This is a genomic window from Microcoleus sp. T3_D1 (assembly GCF_036700405.1).
Taxonomy (GTDB): domain Bacteria; phylum Cyanobacteriota; class Cyanobacteriia; order Cyanobacteriales; family Microcoleaceae; genus Microcoleus.
In genome coordinates, this window is the sequence record NZ_JAUBOV010000102.1 from 1 (window position 1) to 20,667 (window position 20,667).

The 20,667-nt window shown below is 45.1% G+C and carries 15 protein-coding genes; 9 read left to right on the plus strand and 6 right to left on the minus strand.

The genetic code is table 11. The features are described 5' to 3' along the window. Positions 1-200: 200 nt before the first annotated feature. From QT992_RS29725 to QT992_RS29745, 5 genes are all read right to left on the minus strand, one after another. Complete coding sequence (locus QT992_RS29725; protein ID WP_333320511.1) at positions 201-800, minus strand: TerD family protein; 600 nt, start codon at positions 798-800, stop codon at positions 201-203. Positions 801-907: 107 nt separating this feature from the next. Further along, positions 908-2,197: a TerD family protein gene (locus QT992_RS29730; protein WP_333320513.1), complete on the minus strand. Its 1,290-nt coding sequence runs from the start codon at positions 2,195-2,197 to the stop codon at positions 908-910. 99 nt (positions 2,198-2,296) lie between these two features. Beyond that, on the minus strand, positions 2,297-2,869 hold the full coding sequence (locus tag QT992_RS29735; RefSeq protein WP_333320515.1) for a TerD family protein: 573 nt from the start codon (positions 2,867-2,869) through the stop codon (positions 2,297-2,299). A gap of 160 nt (positions 2,870-3,029) precedes the next feature. Then, entirely contained in the window at positions 3,030-3,563 is a 534-nt protein-coding gene (def, locus tag QT992_RS29740; RefSeq protein WP_333320517.1) for a peptide deformylase, read from the minus strand. Between the two features lie 131 nt (positions 3,564-3,694). Then, positions 3,695-4,936, minus strand: a complete 1,242-nt coding sequence (locus QT992_RS29745; protein ID WP_333341685.1) for an HhoA/HhoB/HtrA family serine endopeptidase — start codon at positions 4,934-4,936, stop codon at positions 3,695-3,697. A gap of 210 nt (positions 4,937-5,146) precedes the next feature. Between QT992_RS29745 and dnaA the strand changes: the two genes are divergently transcribed. From dnaA to dnaN, 3 genes are all read left to right on the plus strand, one after another. Beyond that, the gene (gene dnaA, locus QT992_RS29750) at positions 5,147-6,517 is read left to right on the plus strand and encodes a chromosomal replication initiator protein DnaA (protein WP_333320521.1); all 1,371 of its coding nucleotides are present in this window, start codon (positions 5,147-5,149) and stop codon (positions 6,515-6,517) included. Between the two features lie 4 nt (positions 6,518-6,521). Continuing rightward, on the plus strand, positions 6,522-6,917 hold the full coding sequence (locus QT992_RS29755) for a hypothetical protein (protein ID WP_333341687.1): 396 nt from the start codon (positions 6,522-6,524) through the stop codon (positions 6,915-6,917). 299 nt (positions 6,918-7,216) lie between these two features. Then, entirely contained in the window at positions 7,217-8,356 is a 1,140-nt protein-coding gene (dnaN, locus tag QT992_RS29760; RefSeq protein WP_333320524.1) for a DNA polymerase III subunit beta, read from the plus strand. Positions 8,357-8,464: 108 nt separating this feature from the next. On the opposite strand, the gene QT992_RS29765 is transcribed toward dnaN, so the two are convergent. Continuing rightward, on the minus strand, positions 8,465-9,925 hold the full coding sequence (locus QT992_RS29765; RefSeq protein ID WP_333320526.1) for an ATP-binding protein: 1,461 nt from the start codon (positions 9,923-9,925) through the stop codon (positions 8,465-8,467). A 1,167-nt stretch (positions 9,926-11,092) separates the two neighbouring features. On the opposite strand from QT992_RS29765, the gene QT992_RS29770 reads away from it, so the two are divergent. From QT992_RS29770 to QT992_RS29795, 6 genes are all read left to right on the plus strand, one after another. After that, positions 11,093-12,172 carry a permease gene (locus tag QT992_RS29770; RefSeq protein WP_333341689.1) on the plus strand — a complete coding sequence of 360 codons (1,080 nt, stop codon included), beginning with the start codon at positions 11,093-11,095 and terminating at the stop codon, positions 12,170-12,172. A 167-nt stretch (positions 12,173-12,339) separates the two neighbouring features. Further along, entirely contained in the window at positions 12,340-13,128 is a 789-nt protein-coding gene (locus QT992_RS29775; RefSeq protein ID WP_333341691.1) for a TIGR03943 family putative permease subunit, read from the plus strand. A gap of 182 nt (positions 13,129-13,310) precedes the next feature. Then, positions 13,311-14,687 carry an oligosaccharide flippase family protein gene (locus QT992_RS29780; protein WP_333341693.1) on the plus strand — a complete coding sequence of 459 codons (1,377 nt, stop codon included), beginning with the start codon at positions 13,311-13,313 and terminating at the stop codon, positions 14,685-14,687. Between the two features lie 1,390 nt (positions 14,688-16,077). Next, entirely contained in the window at positions 16,078-17,643 is a 1,566-nt protein-coding gene (locus QT992_RS29785; protein WP_333320534.1) for a hypothetical protein, read from the plus strand. A 263-nt stretch (positions 17,644-17,906) separates the two neighbouring features. Beyond that, a complete protein-coding gene (locus tag QT992_RS29790; protein WP_333320536.1) occupies positions 17,907-18,473 on the plus strand; it encodes a hypothetical protein in 567 nt (188 codons plus the stop codon). 689 nt (positions 18,474-19,162) lie between these two features. Further along, complete coding sequence (locus QT992_RS29795; protein ID WP_333320538.1) at positions 19,163-20,518, plus strand: ATP-binding protein; 1,356 nt, start codon at positions 19,163-19,165, stop codon at positions 20,516-20,518. The last annotated feature ends 149 nt before the right edge of the window (positions 20,519-20,667 follow it).

Here is a 20,667-nt window from a genome sequence, read left to right on the forward strand (position 1 = left end):
TATTTTAAAGTCCCAAAAGCCTTTCGACCCCAATTATTTACTCGCTACCCCTTGACAGATCAAGACAGTATCTACAATTATGCAGAAAATGTGCATTTTGATTTACCGTTGGGCGGGGGCGGGTTTATTTAGCTCGTCAATTATTGGCTAATATTGTTGGTGAACCCGCCCCTACAAGCCTGAATTTAACAGATTTGATATCACCGCATAAACGAACCGACAACACCGTTCATATCTTCAGCCAAAGGATTTCCCAAAGCCTTAAACTTCCACTCGCCGCCTTCTCGATAAACTTCTCCCATCAACATATTTAATTTTCCTTCATAAGATGGGTCATTTGACAAGCGATAGCGAGCTATTTCTTTCCCGGCGGCATCTACAGCTCTCACAAAAGCATTTTCTACCAGGCCGAAATGCTGTTTTCTCTCTTTTCCATCGTAAATATTTACGCCCAAAATAATTTTGTGATATTCTGCTGGCAAAGAACTCAGTTTCACCACTATTTGTTCGTCGTCTCCGTCTCCAGCCCCCGTGAGATTGTCGCCTGAGTGAACAACTGTTTTGTCCTTTGACTCCAAATGAGAGTAATAAATTACATCCTCTTTGTAGTTTTTTATTTTGCCATTTTCTCCCAGCAGCATAGCGTAGGAATCTAAGTCAAAATTTGCACCGCTGCTTCGCCCGAAAAGACCTTTTTTAGCTTGTGCAACATCCCAGCCCAAACCCATTGTCAGTCTGGACAAGTCGTATTCGCTTTTGCTGAGAACGATTGATTGCCCTTTTGTCAAGTTGATAGCCATAGTTTTGTGACTCCCTAAAGTGTATTAGAACTTAAGTAAATTGGAAGATATCAGTTGTTCAACCAGTTGTTTTATTTAACTGGATGAACTCTACTCGACTGCCACCACTACTTAGTGTCGGCATACCAATTAAATCCAAATCCGTAGTAGCGATCCGCTTCTTCATGTCCGCGAAAGTATCTTTCCTCTTTTAGTATTACAATCTGGGAACCTTTCTTCTGAATCATTGCCGCCGCACAAAAATTTCTATTGCTATCTGGATTATCGAGTTCGAGATATACTTCTTCACCGTTGCTGATTTTGAACAACATTCGTCCCCGCACAGTTTTAAAGTCGCGAACCCCTGCGTAGATGAAACCAAAAAACATCACCCGTTTAATCAAATCAGGTCTAAAAATATACATATTTTCTCCCTCAGTCGCGCCAGTGCGGTCATCTTTATCGAGAAATATGTAGGGTGAAGACGTTTTTGATCCGAAGCATTTTCCCAAGGGTTGAATCACTCCCTTTTCGCCGTTAGCCATCTCGTACATACAACCAAGATCCAGATCGGGAGTCCCCTTTACTCCCAGGAATTTTCCCGAAAATCGGCCCCGATTTTGCACTTCTTCCCAGTCGAGATTGGCGTGAACTGCAAGCAACTCAGAACTACCTGATTTACTGAGGTTTATTTTGTGCGAGTCGCCTGTTTTTTCAAGTTTTATTGCCATAGCTTGTTGAATTTTCCGGCTAGCTTCAGGCCTCTCTAATTTAGGCAGTTCTACTTTGTTGACTTTAGGCGGTTCTAGTGTCTTTTCTTCCTGTTTAATCTCTGAATGATACTTATCAACAAAACTCTGCAACCCTGCTTTATATCCTTGCCCTACGGCCTGAAATCTCCAAGCTGCATCTTTTTTATACAACCGTCCAAACTCGACTGCTGTTTCTTCTGAAAAACCTTCTGTTAGATCATAGCGCGCTAGTTCGCTGCCGGTTTGGCGATCGTACAATCGGATAAAAGCATTTCTGATTTGGCTAAAATTTTGATGTTTAGCTTGTGCGTCGTGAATCGTGACCACAAAAACCATTTCCTCAACAGCAGCCGTTACCTTTTCTAAGTCTACATCAATTATCTCGTCATCCCCTTGAGTTTGACCAGTTTGATTATCTCCCGAATGGGCGATCGCTCCGTCCGGCGACTGCGAGTTATTGTAAAATACAAAGTATCTTTCATCAGGGATTTTGCCATCAGAACCTAACGCAAAAACAGAGGCATCGATATCGCAGCTTTGCGGGTTTGAGTCCGATAAATTTAGTTGAGTTGCTATTTCCCATCCCAGGGCGATCGCAACTTTTGTTAAACTGGGAGATGTTTTAGAAAGATTAAATCTTTCGCCCTTCTTTAATTGAATTCCCATCTGGTTTGTCACCTCATGAGTCTGATTGCTTAAAATCGAGGGAAACATTCCTGTTTCCGAATTTCCCCTCGATTTATTTAGCTAGGAGCGATCGACATTTTATGCGGCATACTTATCTACAAAGCTTTGCAAGCCGGAATTGTAGCCTTCTCCTACAGCTTGGAACCTCCACTCGCCGTCTTTCTTGTAAAGTCTGCCAAACTCCACCGCAGTCTCCCTAGAAAAATCCTCGTCCAAATCGTACTTCGTTACCTCTGTGTTGGTAGTAGTGTCGTAAATCCTGATAAAAGCATTCCGCACTTGACCGAAGTTTTGCCTTCTCGATTCTGCTTCGTGGATAGTTACCACAAACACAATTTCTTGCACCGCCGGATCGACTTTGGTTAAATCGACTGTAACGGTTTCATCATCGCCAAATCCTTCTCCAGTTCTGCTATCTCCCAGATGTATTACAGAACTGTCCGGCGACTCCTTGTTGTTGTAGAAAACAAAGTATTTTTCGCCGGGGATTTTGCCAGTAGCCCCCAACATAAACACGGAAGCATCTAAGTCAAACGCTGCGCCGGTGTCGGTAGCATTGGTATCCCATCCCAAACCAATCCCGGCATTTTTTAGCCCCGGTGCTTCTTTAGAGAGATTGATTCTCCCGCCTTTTTCTAAGTTGATAGACATTTGCTCTCCTGTTTGCAACATCTCTGATATTACTGCTAACAATTATACCAACTGTCAGAGCAGCTTGACAATTTGCTTTTGGTACTTGTCCTCGGTCAATCGATTTTAGATTTTAGATTTGGGATTTGGGATTTTGGATTGGAGAATTGCTCCCGTATTGTCAGAGCCGCTTGACAAATTGCTGCTGGTACTCATCCTCAGTCATCAGTTCGTGGGTATTTTCCACTCTGTCTAAAAACACGATTCCATCTAAATGGTCGTGTTCGTGTTGAAAAATTCTGGCCACAAAGTCTGTCAATTCTTGTCGGTGGAGTTTGCCGTCTCTACTGGTGTATTCTATCTCGATCGCCCTACTTCTCGGCACCAATCCCCGAATCCCCGGAATGCTCAAACAGCCTTCCCAGTCTTTGACTGTCTCTGTTGATGCAGCCACAATCCGGGGATTAATCATCGCTGTGGGTTCCATGTGGGGTGCTTGGGGATACCGCAGGTTGGGGCGGGATGCCACGATGAACAGGCGATCGGACTGAGCCGCTTGAGGGGCGGCAATCCCCACTCCGTTTGCCTGCTGTACTGTAAATATTAAGCTGTCAATCAACTCTTGAATGCGATCGTCCTTAATATTCTCGACAACTTGCGATCGGCGGCGCAATACGGGATTTCCTAATTGTGAGATTTGTAATATTTCTGCCATAGTTATTGGTTAGTCGTTATTGGTTATTTGTTGTTACAGTTTTGTCGGTTGGGTGGAGGAACAAAATATAACTTACTCACTCAATAATTAATCCGTGTATCCGTGTCCAAATCCGTGTCGTGCTTTCCTTCTTATCCAACTTTTTGAACCGGCAAACTCCCCGGTTTAACAGTCAAATTAACTATTTGCCCGTTACGGTTGATTTCCATTTGCAACAGCCCGCCAACCTTAGCATTTTGCACGAACTCCTGAACAGCCTCCGACTGAATAATCGGCTGATTGTTAATTTTTTGAATCACATCTCCAGCCCGCAAACCGGCTGCTGCTGCGGGAGAATTAGGAACTACACTAACAATAGCCACACCCCGATCGACTGCAACTCGCAGGCTGCTGTTAGCGTTGCTGTTAATTTGCTCCTTAACATCGGGAGTCAGCGTCGCCATTTCAATGCCTAAATAAGCGTGTTCGACTTTCCCCGTCGTAATCAGTTCCTTCGCCACCTGTTGCGCCGCCTGAATGGGAATCGCAAACCCCAATCCTTGAGCACCTTGAATAATTGCCGTATTCATGCCAATAACTTGGCCCGAAGCATTCAGCAGCGGGCCGCCGGAATTCCCCGGATTAATTGCAGCGTCTGTTTGAATAAAACCGATCCGCTTGTCAGGTACGCCCACATCAGTGCTCGATCGCCCCGTAGCGCTAATAATTCCCGCAGTTACGGAATTGTCCAAACCCAAAGGATTGCCAATGGCGATCGCCCATTCCCCAGACAACAGCTTATCCGAATTGCCGATCGTCACCACAGGCACATTATTCGCCTCAATCTTCACCACAGCCACATCCGTCACCTTATCCGCCCCCAACACCCGCCCCTGAAAGCTGCGGCCGTCCTTGAGAGTTACATTTACCGTATCGGCTCCCTCTACAACGTGAGCGTTAGTGAGAATCAAGCCGTCTGCACCGATGACAAAACCCGAACCAGTGCCCCGTTCGATCCCGCCCCGGCCGCCCGAATTCGGTTCTCTGCCAAAAAAATCTTCCGGCGACAGCCCTCTATTTCCCGGTTTCACCAGCCGCGAAGCATCGATCCGAACCACTGCCGGCCCAACTTTTGCCACCGCCGCCACAATAAAATTCACATTAGCCGCGTCGCCCGACAAGGAAACCGGCGGCAAGACTTTCCTAGCTCGATCCTTTGTATTAGGAGGCAGTTGCAATTTCGGTTCCAGCGCCCTTTGTCCAGAATCGCCAGAATTTGCACGAAATTGAGAAACCGTCAGACGATCGCCCAACATGGCGGCCCCGGCTCCCGTTACCAGCAGCAATATGTAAATTGCCGGTTGCTTCCAAAATTTGCCAGTAGAACTCTTCATGGCCATGTTTTAAGGCTTTCCTGCCAAATCTAAATATTTGCTGATCCGCTCCCCGATACCTGGCGCAGGACTGCAGAGCCGCCAAATTTTTGGGCGATGGCGTCGGGCCCTCGCCCGTGCTACGGCAGACTCCCTTAAACTTTAGCATCTGAGGACTAAACTCTCTAGAGTAGAATTAATATCTTGAATGCCGATCGGCAGAGGTGAGCAGTGGACATTCCCCTCGAAAGTCTGTGGAATCAGATACTTGAACGTCTCCAGGTACAACTGAGCAGACCTAGCTTTGAGACGTGGATCAAAACTGCTAGGGCCGAACAACTCGAAAATAACTGTTTGATCGTCAGCGCCCCCAACCCCTTTGCTCGTAATTGGTTGCAAAAATATTACAGAGAAATCCTTGCCGATGCCGTCGCAGAAATTCTCGGCTATCCCGTAGAGATTTACTTGACAATTGCCGGGGGAAACGAAACAGGCGGCAGCAGCGACTCGGCCATAATTTGGCCCTCCCCCATCGCGGATATCCCGGAAAGCCACTCGCTTCACCCCCCCAAACCCGCCAATTTAAACCCCAAATACCTCTTTTCCCGCTTTGTCGTCGGTTCTAACAACCGCATGGCTCACGCGGCTTCCCTCGCGGTAGCCGAGTCTCCGGGCCGAGAATTCAATCCCCTATTTTTGTGCGGTGGCGTCGGTTTGGGCAAAACTCATTTAATGCAGGCGATCGGTCATTATCGCTTGGAAATTGACCCCAACGCCAAGATTTTTTACGTTTCTACTGAGAAATTTACTAACGATTTAATCGCCGCCATTCGCAAAGACAGTATGCAAACTTTCCGCGATCATTATCGAGCAGCGGATGTTTTATTAATAGATGATATCCAATTTATTGAAGGCAAAGAATACACTCAAGAAGAATTTTTTCACACTTTTAATACTTTGCACGAATCGGGAAACCAAGTAGTTTTAGCTTCCGATCGTCCGCCACAGCAAATCCCCCGCCTGCAAGAGCGTTTGTGTTCCCGATTTTCGATGGGATTAATTGCCGACATTCAATTGCCAGACTTGGAAACTCGGATGGCAATTTTGCAGAAAAAAGCTGAGTATGAAAATATGAGGCTACCGCGAGATGTCATTGAATACATTGCTTCTAGTTACACTTCCAACGTTCGGGAATTGGAAGGTGCTTTGATTCGGGCGGTAGCATATCTTTCAATTACTGGTTTGCCGATGACCGTGGAAAATCTCGCCCCGGTTTTGAATCCGCAAACTGAAAGCGTAGAGGCAACGCCAGATGCAGTAATTGCTGTTGTGGCTGAGGAGTTTGATGTTTCTGTGGAAGATTTGAAAGGAATTTCCCGCAGGCGAGAAATTAGTCTGGCACGTCAAATAGGGATGTATTTAATTCGGCAGCATACTGGTTTGAGTTTGCCGAAAGTTGGCGAAGTATTCGGTGGCAAAGATCACACGACTGTGCTTTACAGTTGCGAAAAAATTGCTCAGTTGCGGAACACTGACCCGAATTTGGCTCAAACTTTGCGTCAGTTGAGCGATCGAATTAATGTTGTCAGCCGCAAAACTTGAGAATATGTCAGTTGTCAGTTGTCAGTTGTCAGTTGTCCGTTGTCCGTTGTCAGTTGTCAGTTGTCAGTTGTCAGTTGTCGGTTGTCAGTTGTCAGTTGTCGGTTGTCAGTTGTCATCACTCAACGCCGTCAACAGTCAACAGTCAACAGTCAACAGTCAACAGTTAACAGTTAACAGTCAACAGTCAACAGTTAACAGTCAACAGTCAACAGTCAACAGTCAACAATTCCCAATGCCCCATAATAGACTATCTTGCCTGTGGAAAAACCTGTGGAAAAGTTGCCTGCCGTTTGTGGAAAACTTTACTCGATCGCCCGAAACAGCTTTTGCACAAAAATGGGCGATCGACCGCACCAGCTTTTCCACAAGTTTTCCACAGGTATTTATTACCTATAAGTGACGCGCAGCAAGCAGTTAGCTTTTTTTTCCACAGTTTCCACAGGGCGATCGACACAAAAATAATTCAATAAATTAAAAAAAAACTGGTGAGCCCTTCGCACCCTACACAGATAGTTCACGACGCGCGCTAACCTCAGAAACCCGGTTTCTACGAAGATTTCTCGTTTTTACAGGCAAAATTTTGCCTAGAAACCCGGTTTCTAGCCCCAGGCTTAACCCCTGACAGAGAAAAACTGACCCGCCGGCTTTCTGTGATACCATTTGTTTCTGTTTCAAATCCGGTTAATTAACCTTCGTACCATGAAATTGGTTTGCACCCAAAGTGACCTCAACGCCAACCTCTCGTTGGTAAGTCGGGCCGTTCCCTCCCGCCCGACACATCCGGTACTCGCCAACGTGCTCTTAGTAGCGGATGAGGAAAATCAGCGGGTTAGCTTGACAGCTTTCGATCTCAGTTTAGGCATTCGTACCAGCTTCGCAGCAGAAGTGACTGGCGGTGGCAGTTTTACCATACCCGCTAAATTACTCAACGATATTGTTTCGAGACTCCCAGATGGAGAGATTACTCTAGAAGACGAAGCGGGAGACACCGTAGCATATCTCACTTGCAGTTCTGGCAGCTACCAAGTTAGAGGCATGGGCCCGGAAGAATTCCCAGAATTGCCTGCAATAGAAGCCGGAACAATCCTCAAATTGCCGCCGGAAGCCTTGATAGAAGGACTCAAAGGAACTTTATTTGCTACTAGCCCCGACGAGGCAAAACAGGTACTTGCAGGCGTGCATTTAAAGGTATTGCAAGATTGCCTGGAATTTGCAGCTACAGACGGCCACAGATTGGCAGTAGTTCAAACTGCCAATGAAAAATCTGAAGGCGAAGAAACCCAAGAAGAATTTGAGGTGACAGTCCCCGCTAAAGCATTGCGGGAAGTAGAAAGAATGCTGGTGATGCGGCAGTGGACTGAACCTGTCACGCTGCATTTTGAACACGGTCAAGTAGTGTTTGAATGGGCAGACCAGCGGCTGACAACCCGCACCTTGGAAGGGCAATATCCCGCATACCGGCAGTTGATTCCGCCGTCTTTTGAGCGACAAATTACCTTAGAAAGGCGATCGTTCTTAGCAGCAGTAGAAAGAATTGCCGTTTTTGCCGACCAAAAAAATAATATTCTCAAATGCAGCATCGACGAGGAGAATCAGGAAATTACTTTGTCTGTAGATGCTAAAGATGTCGGCTGTGGCAAAGAGTCAATGCCCGCACAAATTTCGGGAGATAGCATAGATATTGCTTTCAACGTGAAATACTTAATTGACATTTTGAAAACGGCTCAATCCCCAGAAATTCAACTGCAATTAAACGGTGCTTTAGCCCCAGTAATTTTCCAGCCTTTGGGCGGAGTTAATGCTACATTCTTGGTAATGCCAGTTCAGCTAAGAGCTTAACCGATTGGTAGGGGCGGGTTTTACAAACAATCTCCGCCTAAAATTGCTCGTCTAATAAACCCGCCCCCGCTTGGGCGGTAAATCGAGATCGACAAGTCGCCCAGGCATTCAAATCAATGGCAACAAAATTTCAAATTCAGTACCTGTACCGGGCGTTGAATGCAAATTTAACTTGCCTTTATGCTTTTCCGTAACAATTTGATGGGTAATTGCCAACCCCAAACCGGTACCTTTTCCCGCCGGTTTAGTGGTGAAAAATGTATCAAAAATTCGCCGCTGAATTTCTGGCGGTATTCCCGGCCCGTTATCGGCAATTCGGATGGCTATCCAAGCGTTATTTGGATTTTTTTCCGCTGCTTCTGGGCAGAAGTCGCCGTTTTGGCTGGCGGATGATAGCTGTTTGGCATTTTGTCGTAGCTTGCGGGGCGGGACGCCATCGCCCCTAACATAATTTTGAATTAATTCCGAATTCACGCAGTCTCCGTCAGCACTCTCTATTACCTCAGTCTCAATAGTAATTGCAGGCACAAAACCCTTTTCTTCTTTTGCCTCTTCCAAAGCGTCGATCGCATTGCTGATGATATTCATAAATACCTGGCTCAACTGACCAGAGTAACACTTGACTAAAGGCAAATCACCATAGTTTTTAACTACATTAAATCCGTACTTCAGACGGTTTTTCATAATTAGCAGCGTACTGTCAATACATTCGTGGATGTTAGCTTGCTTCAAGTGGGTTTCGTCCATGTGAGAAAAGGTGTGCAGGCTGGTGACGAGTTCGGTCAGCCTCTGCGATGAAACTTTCATACTTTTGAGAATTTCCACCCAATCTTCTTGCAAAAAATCAAATTCTATCTCTTTTTTGAGTCCGTCAATTTTTTCGCTGTCACCGACAATCTGTTCGTAAGCAGACAGCAAATCCATGATGTCTTTGGAGTAGTTGGACAAAAAGCCGAGATTTCCGCTGATGCAGGTGACGGGATTTCTAATTTCGTGGGCGACTCCAGCTACCATCTGTCCCAAACTGGCTAGTTTTTCGGTTTGAATTAGTTGAGATTGAGTTTGCTGCCTCAGCAATTTTGTTGCTAGTTCATGAATGTTGGATTGGGCTACTAAGAGTTCGTGCACGTCTAGCAAACTATAAGTTTGAGGCGAAACTTGAACTACAATCGGTTCGTACAGCAGTTCTTTCGATCGCAACAGCGACTTCCTGGCTGCATCCACAATTAAAGTATTGCTGGGAAAAATTAAAGTCTCAGTTTCGGCAAAGCGGTACAAAGCCCTCACAGGGCGCTTTAAAAATAATTCTCGCCCAAAAGGACGGCTGATAAATTCTAAAAATCTCCGCCGGGAAATCATACCGGCAAATTCACCTTGATGGGTCACAATGACTCCCGGTAACAGCGGATTAGCTTCTAACATCTGGGAAATTTGCATCCCCAAATCCGTAGCTTCTACCTGAAAATCGTAAAGTGACAATTGTTGGAGAGTAGAATCTAAACAAAGTTCTCCTAGGTCAGCCTCGGAGATGGGTTGGACGGGTCTTTCTACGCAGGAGGTATTCAACATAAATTCATCAGTACGCTTTTTTGGGGTTCTATTTCCCAGCAGACATTCAGCTACCAAAGGCCAGCAAGTGAGTTGCTGAGTGCTTTGACCGGCATCCCCCTGGCAAACAGCATTTTAAATTACGAAAAAAACTGACTGTGGGACGTGGGATGTTACCACTTAAGTATTAGGCAAGATAGAATATCACCGAGATCGATGGGCCCTGACAATTATGCCTGACTTTATTTTATATTGACTTGAGCGGTATTAACGCTTGGTTGCAGTATTTAACTATTAATTAATCTTGAGTTATAGTCTTAACCTATCGTTAATAATTAAATTATATTCAAGAAAAAATAATTAACGGACAATAGAGGAAAATCGGAATCATCCCGATCGCCCATGCGATACAGCGAAATTAAACAAGTTAAAAGCACAAAGCCAGGGCGATCGCGTCCCTGAGTGTTAGCTTGCAAAGCGCGATGGCCCGGAACCCCGCCATCTACGGCATTTGAGGCGATTTCATCCCCTCTCCCCGATCGGGTACTCGCAACCCCCCGTAACGGCCAGCCAGCGGCACACCTGCCAGTGGGTCCCCTATAGGTTTGTCGTGAAAACTAAAGTCATCGCTACAAAGCAATTTTATAGCGATCGTTCGATGGCAGATAATATAAAACAGTCAACATCAGCCGCGATCGGCAAAATCAGCCCTAGCAGTTGTTCTACCATCAACCATTCTTGACCCCGCCTAAAAACGGATACTTGCGAACGACAGGAGTCGTGAAGCCCAAAATTTTAGACCCTAGTTCAACAATCTCCCAAATTCATCTGTGGAGTAAATCTACAATCGTTCGACTGACCGCTCACGCCGAATTCTAAAATCTAAAATCTAAAATCTAAAATCGAATGACCGAAATATCCATCAAAGCGGTGCCGGTTTGCCGGTTCAATTATTGATTGGCTCTACCAGGCGGAGCAGGCAGAAACAGGGAGTGCAATTCAAACAAGTTTAGCGAGTCCCAATCATTCAAGACATCAGCATTGATTAAATTAAAACCTCTACAAATTTAAGCAAAAAAAAGGCAGGCATTTTTTTTTACTGCATCTTAACTTAGCGCTGTGCTTTGGTATGATCGACAGGGGCCGTGTCAAAGACGTGTAACTAGGAAATTTACCAGTAGGTGATCGATGCAACCCGCCCTGACAAATCAGTTAAACAATGCTTTCACCCTGTTTCTCAGCTTGCTAGTAGAAGCAATACCTTTTCTGCTGCTGGGAGTTTTATTTTCAGGTTTGCTGCTGGGGTTTGTAGACGAACGCAAACTCGTATCCCGCATCCCATCAAACCCGCTGCTGGCGGCTTTGATGGGCAGTTCGATCGGCTTTTTGTTTCCCGTGTGCGAGTGCGGTAACGTGCCCGTAGCCCGCAGGTTACTGATGCAGGGAGTACCTGCACCAGCCGCGATCGGCTTTTTGCTGGCGGCCCCCACCATCAACCCCGTGGTAATTTGGGCGACTTGGACGGCATTTCGCGATCAGCCAGAAATTGTAGTTTTGCGGGTGGTATTTTCTCTGTTTATAGCCACAATTATCGGCTGGGTGTTCAGCGCCCAAAAAGACTTGCGGCCTCTGCTGCAACCTTCTGTAGCCCGCGCAATCCCCTTGCCAAAACCAGAGTTTTCCGAAAAAGAACTCGTCCAAGCTAACACTCCGCTGCTGTTGCAGTCGGGAACATTTATGCTCGGTCAGCCGGGGGGGGTTGTGCCGATCGAATCTTTGCTACAAGACGACTGGAAGCGATTACAAACAAGCAAAACAGAAAAAACCTCGAAACGTTCCTCCATGTTCCACCGCGTTTCTAAAGAGCGTCTGCGCCTGCTTTTAGATACTATGGTACAGGAGTTGCGGGAATTGGGAGGAGTTTTGGTAATCGGAAGTGCGATCGCAGCCATCATTCAAGTTGGCGCGCCCCGCGAACTAATTCTCAACCTTGGTCAAGGCCCCGTTTCCTCGATTCTAGCCATGCTGCTATTAGCCACAGTCGTATCGATTTGTTCTACAGTAGATGCCTTTTTTGCCCTGTCTTTTGCTTCCACATTTACCAGCGGTTCGCTGTTAGCCTTTCTCGTTTTCGGCCCGATGATTGACCTCAAAGGCATCGGTTTAATGCTGTCAATTTTTAAAGGTCGAGCCGTAGTTTACTTAATTGTCTTGGCCGCTCAGTTAACCTTTTTAATGACCCTCGCTGTCAACTTGCATTTAGGTTAATAATAAATTGGCCCGGACTGACAACTAACGATAGATTCCCAATTACTAATGACCAATGACCAATTACCAATGACTAATGACTAATAACTAATGACTAATAACTAATGACTAATGACTAATGACTAATGACTAATGACTAATGACCAATGACCAATGACTCTTAAAAAATGAATCTTAAAAAAATTAGCCCCTGGCTGGACGCCCTAGCTATCTTAGCCTGGGGAATACTGCTTCTTAAATATTGGATCACCGGCAAATTAAGCATTCTCATTCACCCCAATTACTTTGGCTTGACTCTAGCAGGAGGAATCGGCTTAATGGTTATTGGCGGTTTAAAAGCTTGGGAACTCTTAAAACTCGATCGCACCACAAAGCAATCGCGGACATCACCAGCAAATAACTCTCTCAGAACCACAGAAGTTGAACACGTTACTTTGTTTCCCCCCAGTATCGGCAGCACCTTAATGTTGAGCGTCGCATTAATAGGTTTACTAACAACGCCACGCACATTTACCAGCCAGACAGCATTAGAACGAGGCCTCACCGAATCCCTGCCCATCACCCGACTGCAACCCCAAGAATTTCGCAATAATACAAAACCAGAAAAGCGATCGCTCGTCGAATGGGTGCGGCTGTTAAATTTCAATCCCGAACCGGATACATACAGAGGTCAAAAAGTCAAAGTTCAAGGATTTGTAATTCACCCCCCCAACATAGCAGAACAATATATGTGGATCGGGCGTTTTATCATTACCTGCTGCGCGGCCGACGCCTATCCGATCGGGTTGCCGGTAAAATTACTGATCGGTCAAAGCCGCGCCGCCTTTGCCCCAGACAGTTGGCTAGAAATAGAAGGAGAAACGATCGTAGAAGAATTGCAAGGCAAGCGCAAATTAATCATTCAAGCATCCTCCCTCAAACCAATTCCCGAACCAAAAAACCCTTATGATTATTAGATGTGGAGTAAGTATGAGATTAAATTTTACCTTTATTGCCAGATGGACACTCCAGCTCTAACTTGGGTCTAAATATGAAGATAGGGTAAAGTCAGCAATAAAAGTGGCAGCAGCATCCTGGAGGAGTTGCAAATAACAAATTCAGCAACTACACTCGTAATTAGGAAATAAATTCTGAGTATATGTCATCAGGAAAAAAATTAGCTATCAAAGGTGCAGCCTGGACGATCGCCAGCTATGGAAGCAGTCAAATTATCCGATTTGGCAGCAACTTAATCCTGACGCGTCTGCTTTTGCCCGAACTATTTGGTTTAGTAGGTCTAACCTACGTTTTCATCACAGGGATTAACTTATTCTCAGACATAGGTCTAGGCCCAAGCATCATCCAGAATAAGCGCGGGGAAGATCCTCAATTTCTCAACACCGCTTGGACAATGCAAGTCATTCGCAGCTTTTTGGTTTGGATTTGTTTGATTATAATTACCAAGCCTGTTGCTAGTTTTTATGAAGAGCCCCGTCTTCTGTGGTTGATTCCAATAATAGGTATAAATTCCCTACTAGGAGGGTTTAAATCCACAGCCACAGCCAGCCTAGAACGCAAAATGGCAGTCAAGAAAGTAGTAATTTTTGAGTTGGGCCAACAGATTGTTTCTACAACAGTGATGATTGTCTGGGCATGGTTCGATCGCAGCATCTGGGCGATCATTGCAGGCGGCTTTAGTGGAGCTTTAATAGAGGTAGTATGGAGCCATTTTTTGATTCCCGGCAAGTCAAACCGCTTTGCTTGGGATAAAGAAGCAGCTAAAGAAATAATTTCTTTTGGGAAATGGATATTTTTGTCTACGGCTTTGTTTTTCTTGTGTTCTCAAGCCGATAGACTCATCCTCGGGAAAATATTTACTTTAACAATGTTGGGCATTTACGGCATCGCTTTTACCCTGGGGGATATGCCGCGCCAAGTCATCATAGCCATTAGCGGCCGGGTGATTTTTCCCTCGATTTCTATGCTGGCAGAGTTGCCGCGGGAGGAGTTGCGCGCCAAGATACTCAAGAACCGCAAGCTAATTCTAATACCATTAGCCGTAGGTTTAGCAATTTTTGTGAGCTTTGGAGATCAGTTAATTTTAATACTGTATCGGAAAGAGTATGAGGCTGCATCTTGGATGATGCCAATCTTGGCATTAGGTATCTGGCACACCACCCTCCACAATATAATGGGTTCTTGTCTGCTAGCCGTAGGAAAGTCTCAGTACCCAGCTATTGGCAATCTGCTGACTTTTGTTAATCTATGTATAAGTATACCGCTGGGATACTACTTAAAAGGTAATTTAGGTGTCGTGATTGCTGTAGCTCTCGGCGACATTCCTACCTATCTAGTAACTAACTACGGTTTGTGGAAAGAAGGACTAACTTGTTTTTGGCAGGATATTCAATTAACAGCACTGTTTGTAGGGGTGCTGGCTACTCTAATTTGGTGTAGAGTGGCTTTTGGTTTGGGTCTGCCGATCGATAAAATATCAGCGATGGATTTAAGTCCAATAAATCAACTGTTTCAGTAAACAAAAAGTAGATTGTCTATAGGTCAGCCAACACAATACAAGAAGAAAAGTAATCCACTTTATCTTTTTACAAATGGCTCTGTTACAAGAAATATCGCGAGTGGCCACGAGGTATACTAAAATGAGGTTTTTTTATCAAATAAATCGCCTTATAAATTTAGTCAAAGAAAACGAACAGCCCGAAAAAGAACGACCCAAAGTATTTGCGGATCTCGTACACCTTACATCCGTTGAAGAATCTAACAATCCAGAAAAATGTGCAGTAAAAATAGAGAGGCTCAGGCACACAATAGATGGCTTATTGACGAGTTTTGATCATTGCGACGTGAGTATTACTATCCAAAATCTACCGAACAGGCACGTTACAGCCTACTTACCTGAATATCAAATTAAGTGCATTTAAATACAAGAAGGTCCTGAATGCGACCCCATGTTTGTAGAGTTTAGACTTCAGGAAGGATTTGTCGAAAGAGTAGAAAATTTTGACTGGTTTTTATTCAGAGAAGATGACATTGTTTTGTACGATGATTCCATTCTATAAAAGTTAGAAAATTTTAACCGACAAAGCGGGTATGAGAATGCTATTCTTTACTCAAACCGTTTTGAAATGTATCAAGGAACCAAGACATCTATTGATTTGACAATACAGCAGCCGCTGTTGTGGAATCAGTTATCTAGTGTACAGATAGAAGGTGAAAAATTGGGTGACTTTAGCAATCTTCATTCAGGATTTTAATGCTTGTCAAGAAAGCAGATGAAACAGTGGATAAAATCATGTAGCATCTTCAAAAATAAAGTAGCGAATGTCGGGCATTTAGAGAGTGCAGCAACTTTTGGGATTTGGGAATTTTTCTCAAGATATAAGCCTCACCCGTCAAACTTAAACTATTGGGAGGTCAGGCATTACGACAGCAAATATTATAAGTTATATCCAGAACAGCAATCGCCGCATACACGGTCAGTGGTTAATAATAGTTCCAACATACCAATCGTCAAGGATTTATGAAAGGGATATAAGTAGGTCGTCATGATTATTTAGTAGGATGAGTAGAGCGCCAGCGTTACCTCTCAACCGATCGCACAATTGGCGATTTAATATTTGAGATAGGATGAAAAATCTAAAATCTCAAACAGTCCTGGACGCAAATGGCACAAGGGTAGGCTGCTCGACGGTCGTCAATACCACTCTAGAGCAAGCAGTTTTGAGCCATTACGCACCGTACAAGCTAAAATTTAAAATCTAAAATCTAAAATCGGTATACTTCGTTGCAGCCCTTTCGCCTGGTAAAAAAAAATGGGTTTCTGGGGGCAGGGAGTGCGCCCAAGACAGTAAAATTTAAGATGGAAAATGTGGTTGTTAATTTTCAGCAGAAATAGGAGAGAAAGATTTGTGAATATTTTTAACAAAAAAATTAATCCTTCACCCTTCGCTGTTCTGCCATTCAAACAGCCGATCGACCGCACGGCCATCTTCCTCATGCTAGTGCTGAGCGTCTTAATAGGGCTGCTGCTGCTTAGCGGCGATCGCACAGCACCCAGAGTGCGAGAATTTACCTGGGAAAACAAACAAATCGGCGCCGAAGATACTGGCTTTATCCTCACATTCTTTCGGCCGATGAACCAGTCCACCGTCGAGGAAAACTTAAAGCTAGAACCCCCCCTCCCCGGTAAATTTAGTTGGGCTGGAAGACGCATGGCTTACACCCTCAAAGATCCAGCACCCTACGGCGTTACCTACACATTAAAACTCGCTGGAGCAACCGACAAGTATTTCGGAGAAAACAACCAAAATAAAGGAACGCTAATGCAACCGTTTAGCAGTTCCTTTCGCAGCCGCGATCGAGCTTTTGCTTACATCGGCGTCCAAGGCGAAACAGAAAGCAGATTAATGCTAGTCAATCTCACCAGCAGCGACTCGAAACCGATACCGCTGACTCCCAAAGATTTAGTCGTTACCGATTTTAAACCGTATCCTGAGAGCGATCGCATTTTATTCTCAGCCACAGATCGATCGATCGCCCGTACTCGCGGCACCCTAAATCAAGAACTATTCACAGTCACCACCGGCCTCAACCCCCAATCGGGATCGGGAAATCAACAAAAATACCCAGCCGGTAGAATCGACAAAATCTTAGACTCCAAAGATTACCAAAACCTCAAATTCGACCTCTCAGCAGACGGAAAAATCATAGTTGTCCAGCGCGTCAACCGCCGCAATCCCGGCGATTTCAGTCCTTGGATTTTGGAAGAAAAAGTGCCGCCCAGACCCTTGGAAAATGAACAGGGCGGAGATTTTATGATTCGCCCCGACAGCAAATCAATGGTAATATCTCAAAAACAAGGATTAGCGATCGTCCCCCTCAAACCCGAAGCAGACCCAGTAGAATTTTTGCCAAAATACGAACAAGTATTGGGCATGGCCCGCGACAACTCCGCCGCCGCCTATGTTAAATACAACAGCGACTTTACTCGATCGCTTTTCATCTTAGATAACCAAGGTGTAGAACAAGAAATATTGCGTATTCCCGGCAGCATTATGGCCGTTTATTTCGACCCCCGAAAAAACGAAGACAACCAAGTTCAGCGTCTCTACTGTTTGTTAGCCCAACGCCTCAAAACAGAAAGCTACAAAGAACAGCCTTTCATCGCCACCATCGACCTCAAAAAAGAGGGTACTCGTTTGGTAGGAACCATCAAACCGCTGCTGATTTTGCCCAACCAATTAGATACCCAAATCAGTTTATCTCCCGACGGGCTGGCATTAATTTTCGACCAATCAGTCACAGCAGCAACTCCCTCAGCAGCAGACAGTCCCCGCAACGATAGCGGACAGTCGATCGCCACCAGCCGCCTCTGGCTGCTACCCTTAGTAGAAATACTGGCAGACGGTTCTCCCGCAAAACTACAGCCAGAAGAACTTCCCTTTGCCGGCTACCACCCCCGCTGGCTCCCCTAAATCGATTTGAGATTTTAGATTTTAGATTTTAGATTGACCGATATTGGTAAATATCAATAGGGTAAAGTGCGCCCATAAACACCAAGCGTTGAAATATGCGCGGTGCACACCCTACTTTTACTAAATTGATTTGAAATTTGAGATTTTAGATTGGAAATTGAGTTGATACTAAGCCATACTGGTAAATATTACAAACTTTTGAAACGAACTCACCAGCCTGCAATTTCACATCTCAAACCTCAAACCTAAAATCTCAAATTCTCATGACTCCCGAAGAAATTAGCAATACCCTTAAAGACTTATTTGGTGACACTGTTGAGATGCCTGCTGCCACTTCTTGGCAAGTAGAGACCCCAAATTTTCGCCTGTTAGTCCTCCTTTCAGAAGACGGGAGTTGGCTGCGGATTTTGCTGCCGATCGCCGATGCCCAGGAAGCTCAACCATTTCTTGATAAACTGCTAGAAGCTAACTTTGACACCACCCTGGAAACTCGCTACGCCTTACATCAAAACGTTTTGTGGGGAGTATTTCAGCACAGCCCGGCCACACTCGCGGCCGCCGATTTCTCAGCCGCCGTCGCCAGACTGCTGGCTTTGCAAGAGAGAGGTTTGTCTGACTTTTTCGACGGTTTGATAGAAAACCGCATCCGTCAAATCATCAAAGCTGCGAAGATGCAGGGACAGTCGGTCGAAACTACCCTTCAGACTTTAGACCGTTTCTACGCAGAGGGATTGATGGGTGAAATGGAACTAGGGCGAGAGTCTCGCGAAAATACTCTCGCGGCTTGGCGGTATCAGCTAGAACGCCTCTGGCCGGAGGTGGAACCCTAAGACGATTGCAGATTGCAGATTGGAGATTGCAGATTGCAAAAAACTGATGACTATCGAGGTTCGGAAGTTGCCTAAAGTTGGATTTCTTTTGAGTGGTAGAGGAACTGTGGCCGACGGTTAGGATGTTCTTAATTCCACAAACCCTTGCGGAAGATTGCTTCTTCCTTATCTCCTAGATAACTAAAGCCTTCCATCCGTTACATTCGGTTACATCCGAAGAAAGCGAATCCGTGGCCGAACTTCCTTTGGCCTGGGCCCCAGTCTGCACCGTTGGAGCCTCAAGCCCCTTGGACAATGGCTAATCCGGGCCCTCGAACCCTCGAAGGATGCCCTTATATTCACTGATAATTCGCTCGCGGTTCTCCCATTCCCTTGTCTCACTGGAAAAATGGTATACTTTATCACAATAATTAGTTATAAATATTAAAAATTTTCGGAAAACAGGCGATCGCAGGTATATCATGGTAAAAAGTTTAAAGCGCCTACTCCGTAAGTTCCACAAAAGCTTAAATCGTTTAATATTGACTTAGAAACAAAATCTTTAGCAGACAATGCTACTGCGATCGGGTTTTCCCATCGGGTGCTGTGGTAATTTCACAAATTAGCAACTACCCGCTACCAATTACCCGTTACGAATTAATAGCAACTTAAGTTGTCCATTTATACAATATTTAACAGGGGTTTCATCTATGTTTGCTGTGCGTGAGACTAGCTCGGAGTTATCAGTGTTGCATATACCTGAATTTTGTACTTGGAACATCTCCTTAGAATCAACTCTCCTAGACCTGCCCCTCTCCAACTGCCAAATTGAAATAACTCAACAGGCAAAAGAAGTAGCCCAGGCTTTTGAAGAAAATTCCATGCTTCCCGGCGTCATTTTGATAGATGGGGGTAATTTTGTCGGCATAATATCCCGGCGTCTATTTTTTGAAAAAGTTAACCGCCGCTACGGAGTAGAAATGTTTTTCAAGCGACCAATAGAGGTGCTGTACAAGTTTGCCAAGCCAGAGGAACTCGTACTTCCCGGCAGTAAATTAATAGTAGAAGCAGCCCAGGAATGTCTTTACAGATCGGCAGAATTAATTTACGAACCCGTAGTAGTGGAAATAGCCCCCCAGACCTACAAGCTGTTAGACGTACACCAATTAATGGTCGCTCAATCCAGAATTCACCAATTAACAAATAAGTTACTCCACAAACAAACCCAAGCCAAACTCATCCAAACAGAAAAAATGGCGAGTTTGGGGAGGATTGTAGCAGAAGTAGCCCACGAAATCAGAAATCCGCTGAACTGTATTTGGGGAAATTTAACTTTTCTGCTGTCCTATTTTGAACACTTGCTTCAGCTCATATCGGTTTATGAAGAAGAATATTCGGCACCCTGTCCCCGAATTGAGGCCCTTAAAAAGGAAATTGAATTTGATTTTTTACAAGAAGATTTGCCGATTACCTTAGAAGGGATGGAGTTGGGAGCCTCGCAATTGCTAAAAATAGTTAACGGGCTGCACCACTTCTCTCACATGGACGAGACAAAACCAGCCGATACAGACATTCACGAATGCGTGGAGATGACGCTGTTAATTTTGAAAAACCGCTTTAAAAACAGCATAGAAGTGGTTAAGAATTACGGCGAACTGCCGCTAGTTAGCGGCTACTCCGGACAGTTGAGTCAGGTGTTTTTGAATTTGTTAGTTAATGCTCTAGACGCCCTGGCAGAGTACGCAGCCGATCGAGAAACACACACCCCGTGCCGGGACAACTGGCAGCCCCAAATCGAAATTACCACTAAAGTTATAGAAACCGAACACGGCAAGCGGGTGGCAATTTGCATTGCCGATAACGGGCCCGGCATTCCCCCAGAAAATCACCAGCAGATATTTGACACCTTTTTTACCACTAAACCAGCGGGCAAAGGCAGCGGTATGGGGCTGGCTATCTGCAATCAAATCGTCACAGAAAAGCACGGCGGCCAACTGAAAATACGATCGCAACCAGGTAAGAACACTGAATTTGAAATTCTCCTGCCTATAGTTGGCACAACATGATCAACTCCAGAATATTCTGGGTTGTTCGCTCAGAAAAGTGAAATGATAGGGTAGCTTAGTAGTAGGTTCTCATTTCACCGAAGAACGAGCCCGGCGTGCCCCTGGCTTTAGACACGGGGAGGAAGTCGGCTTCGGTTTCAACCGCCTTC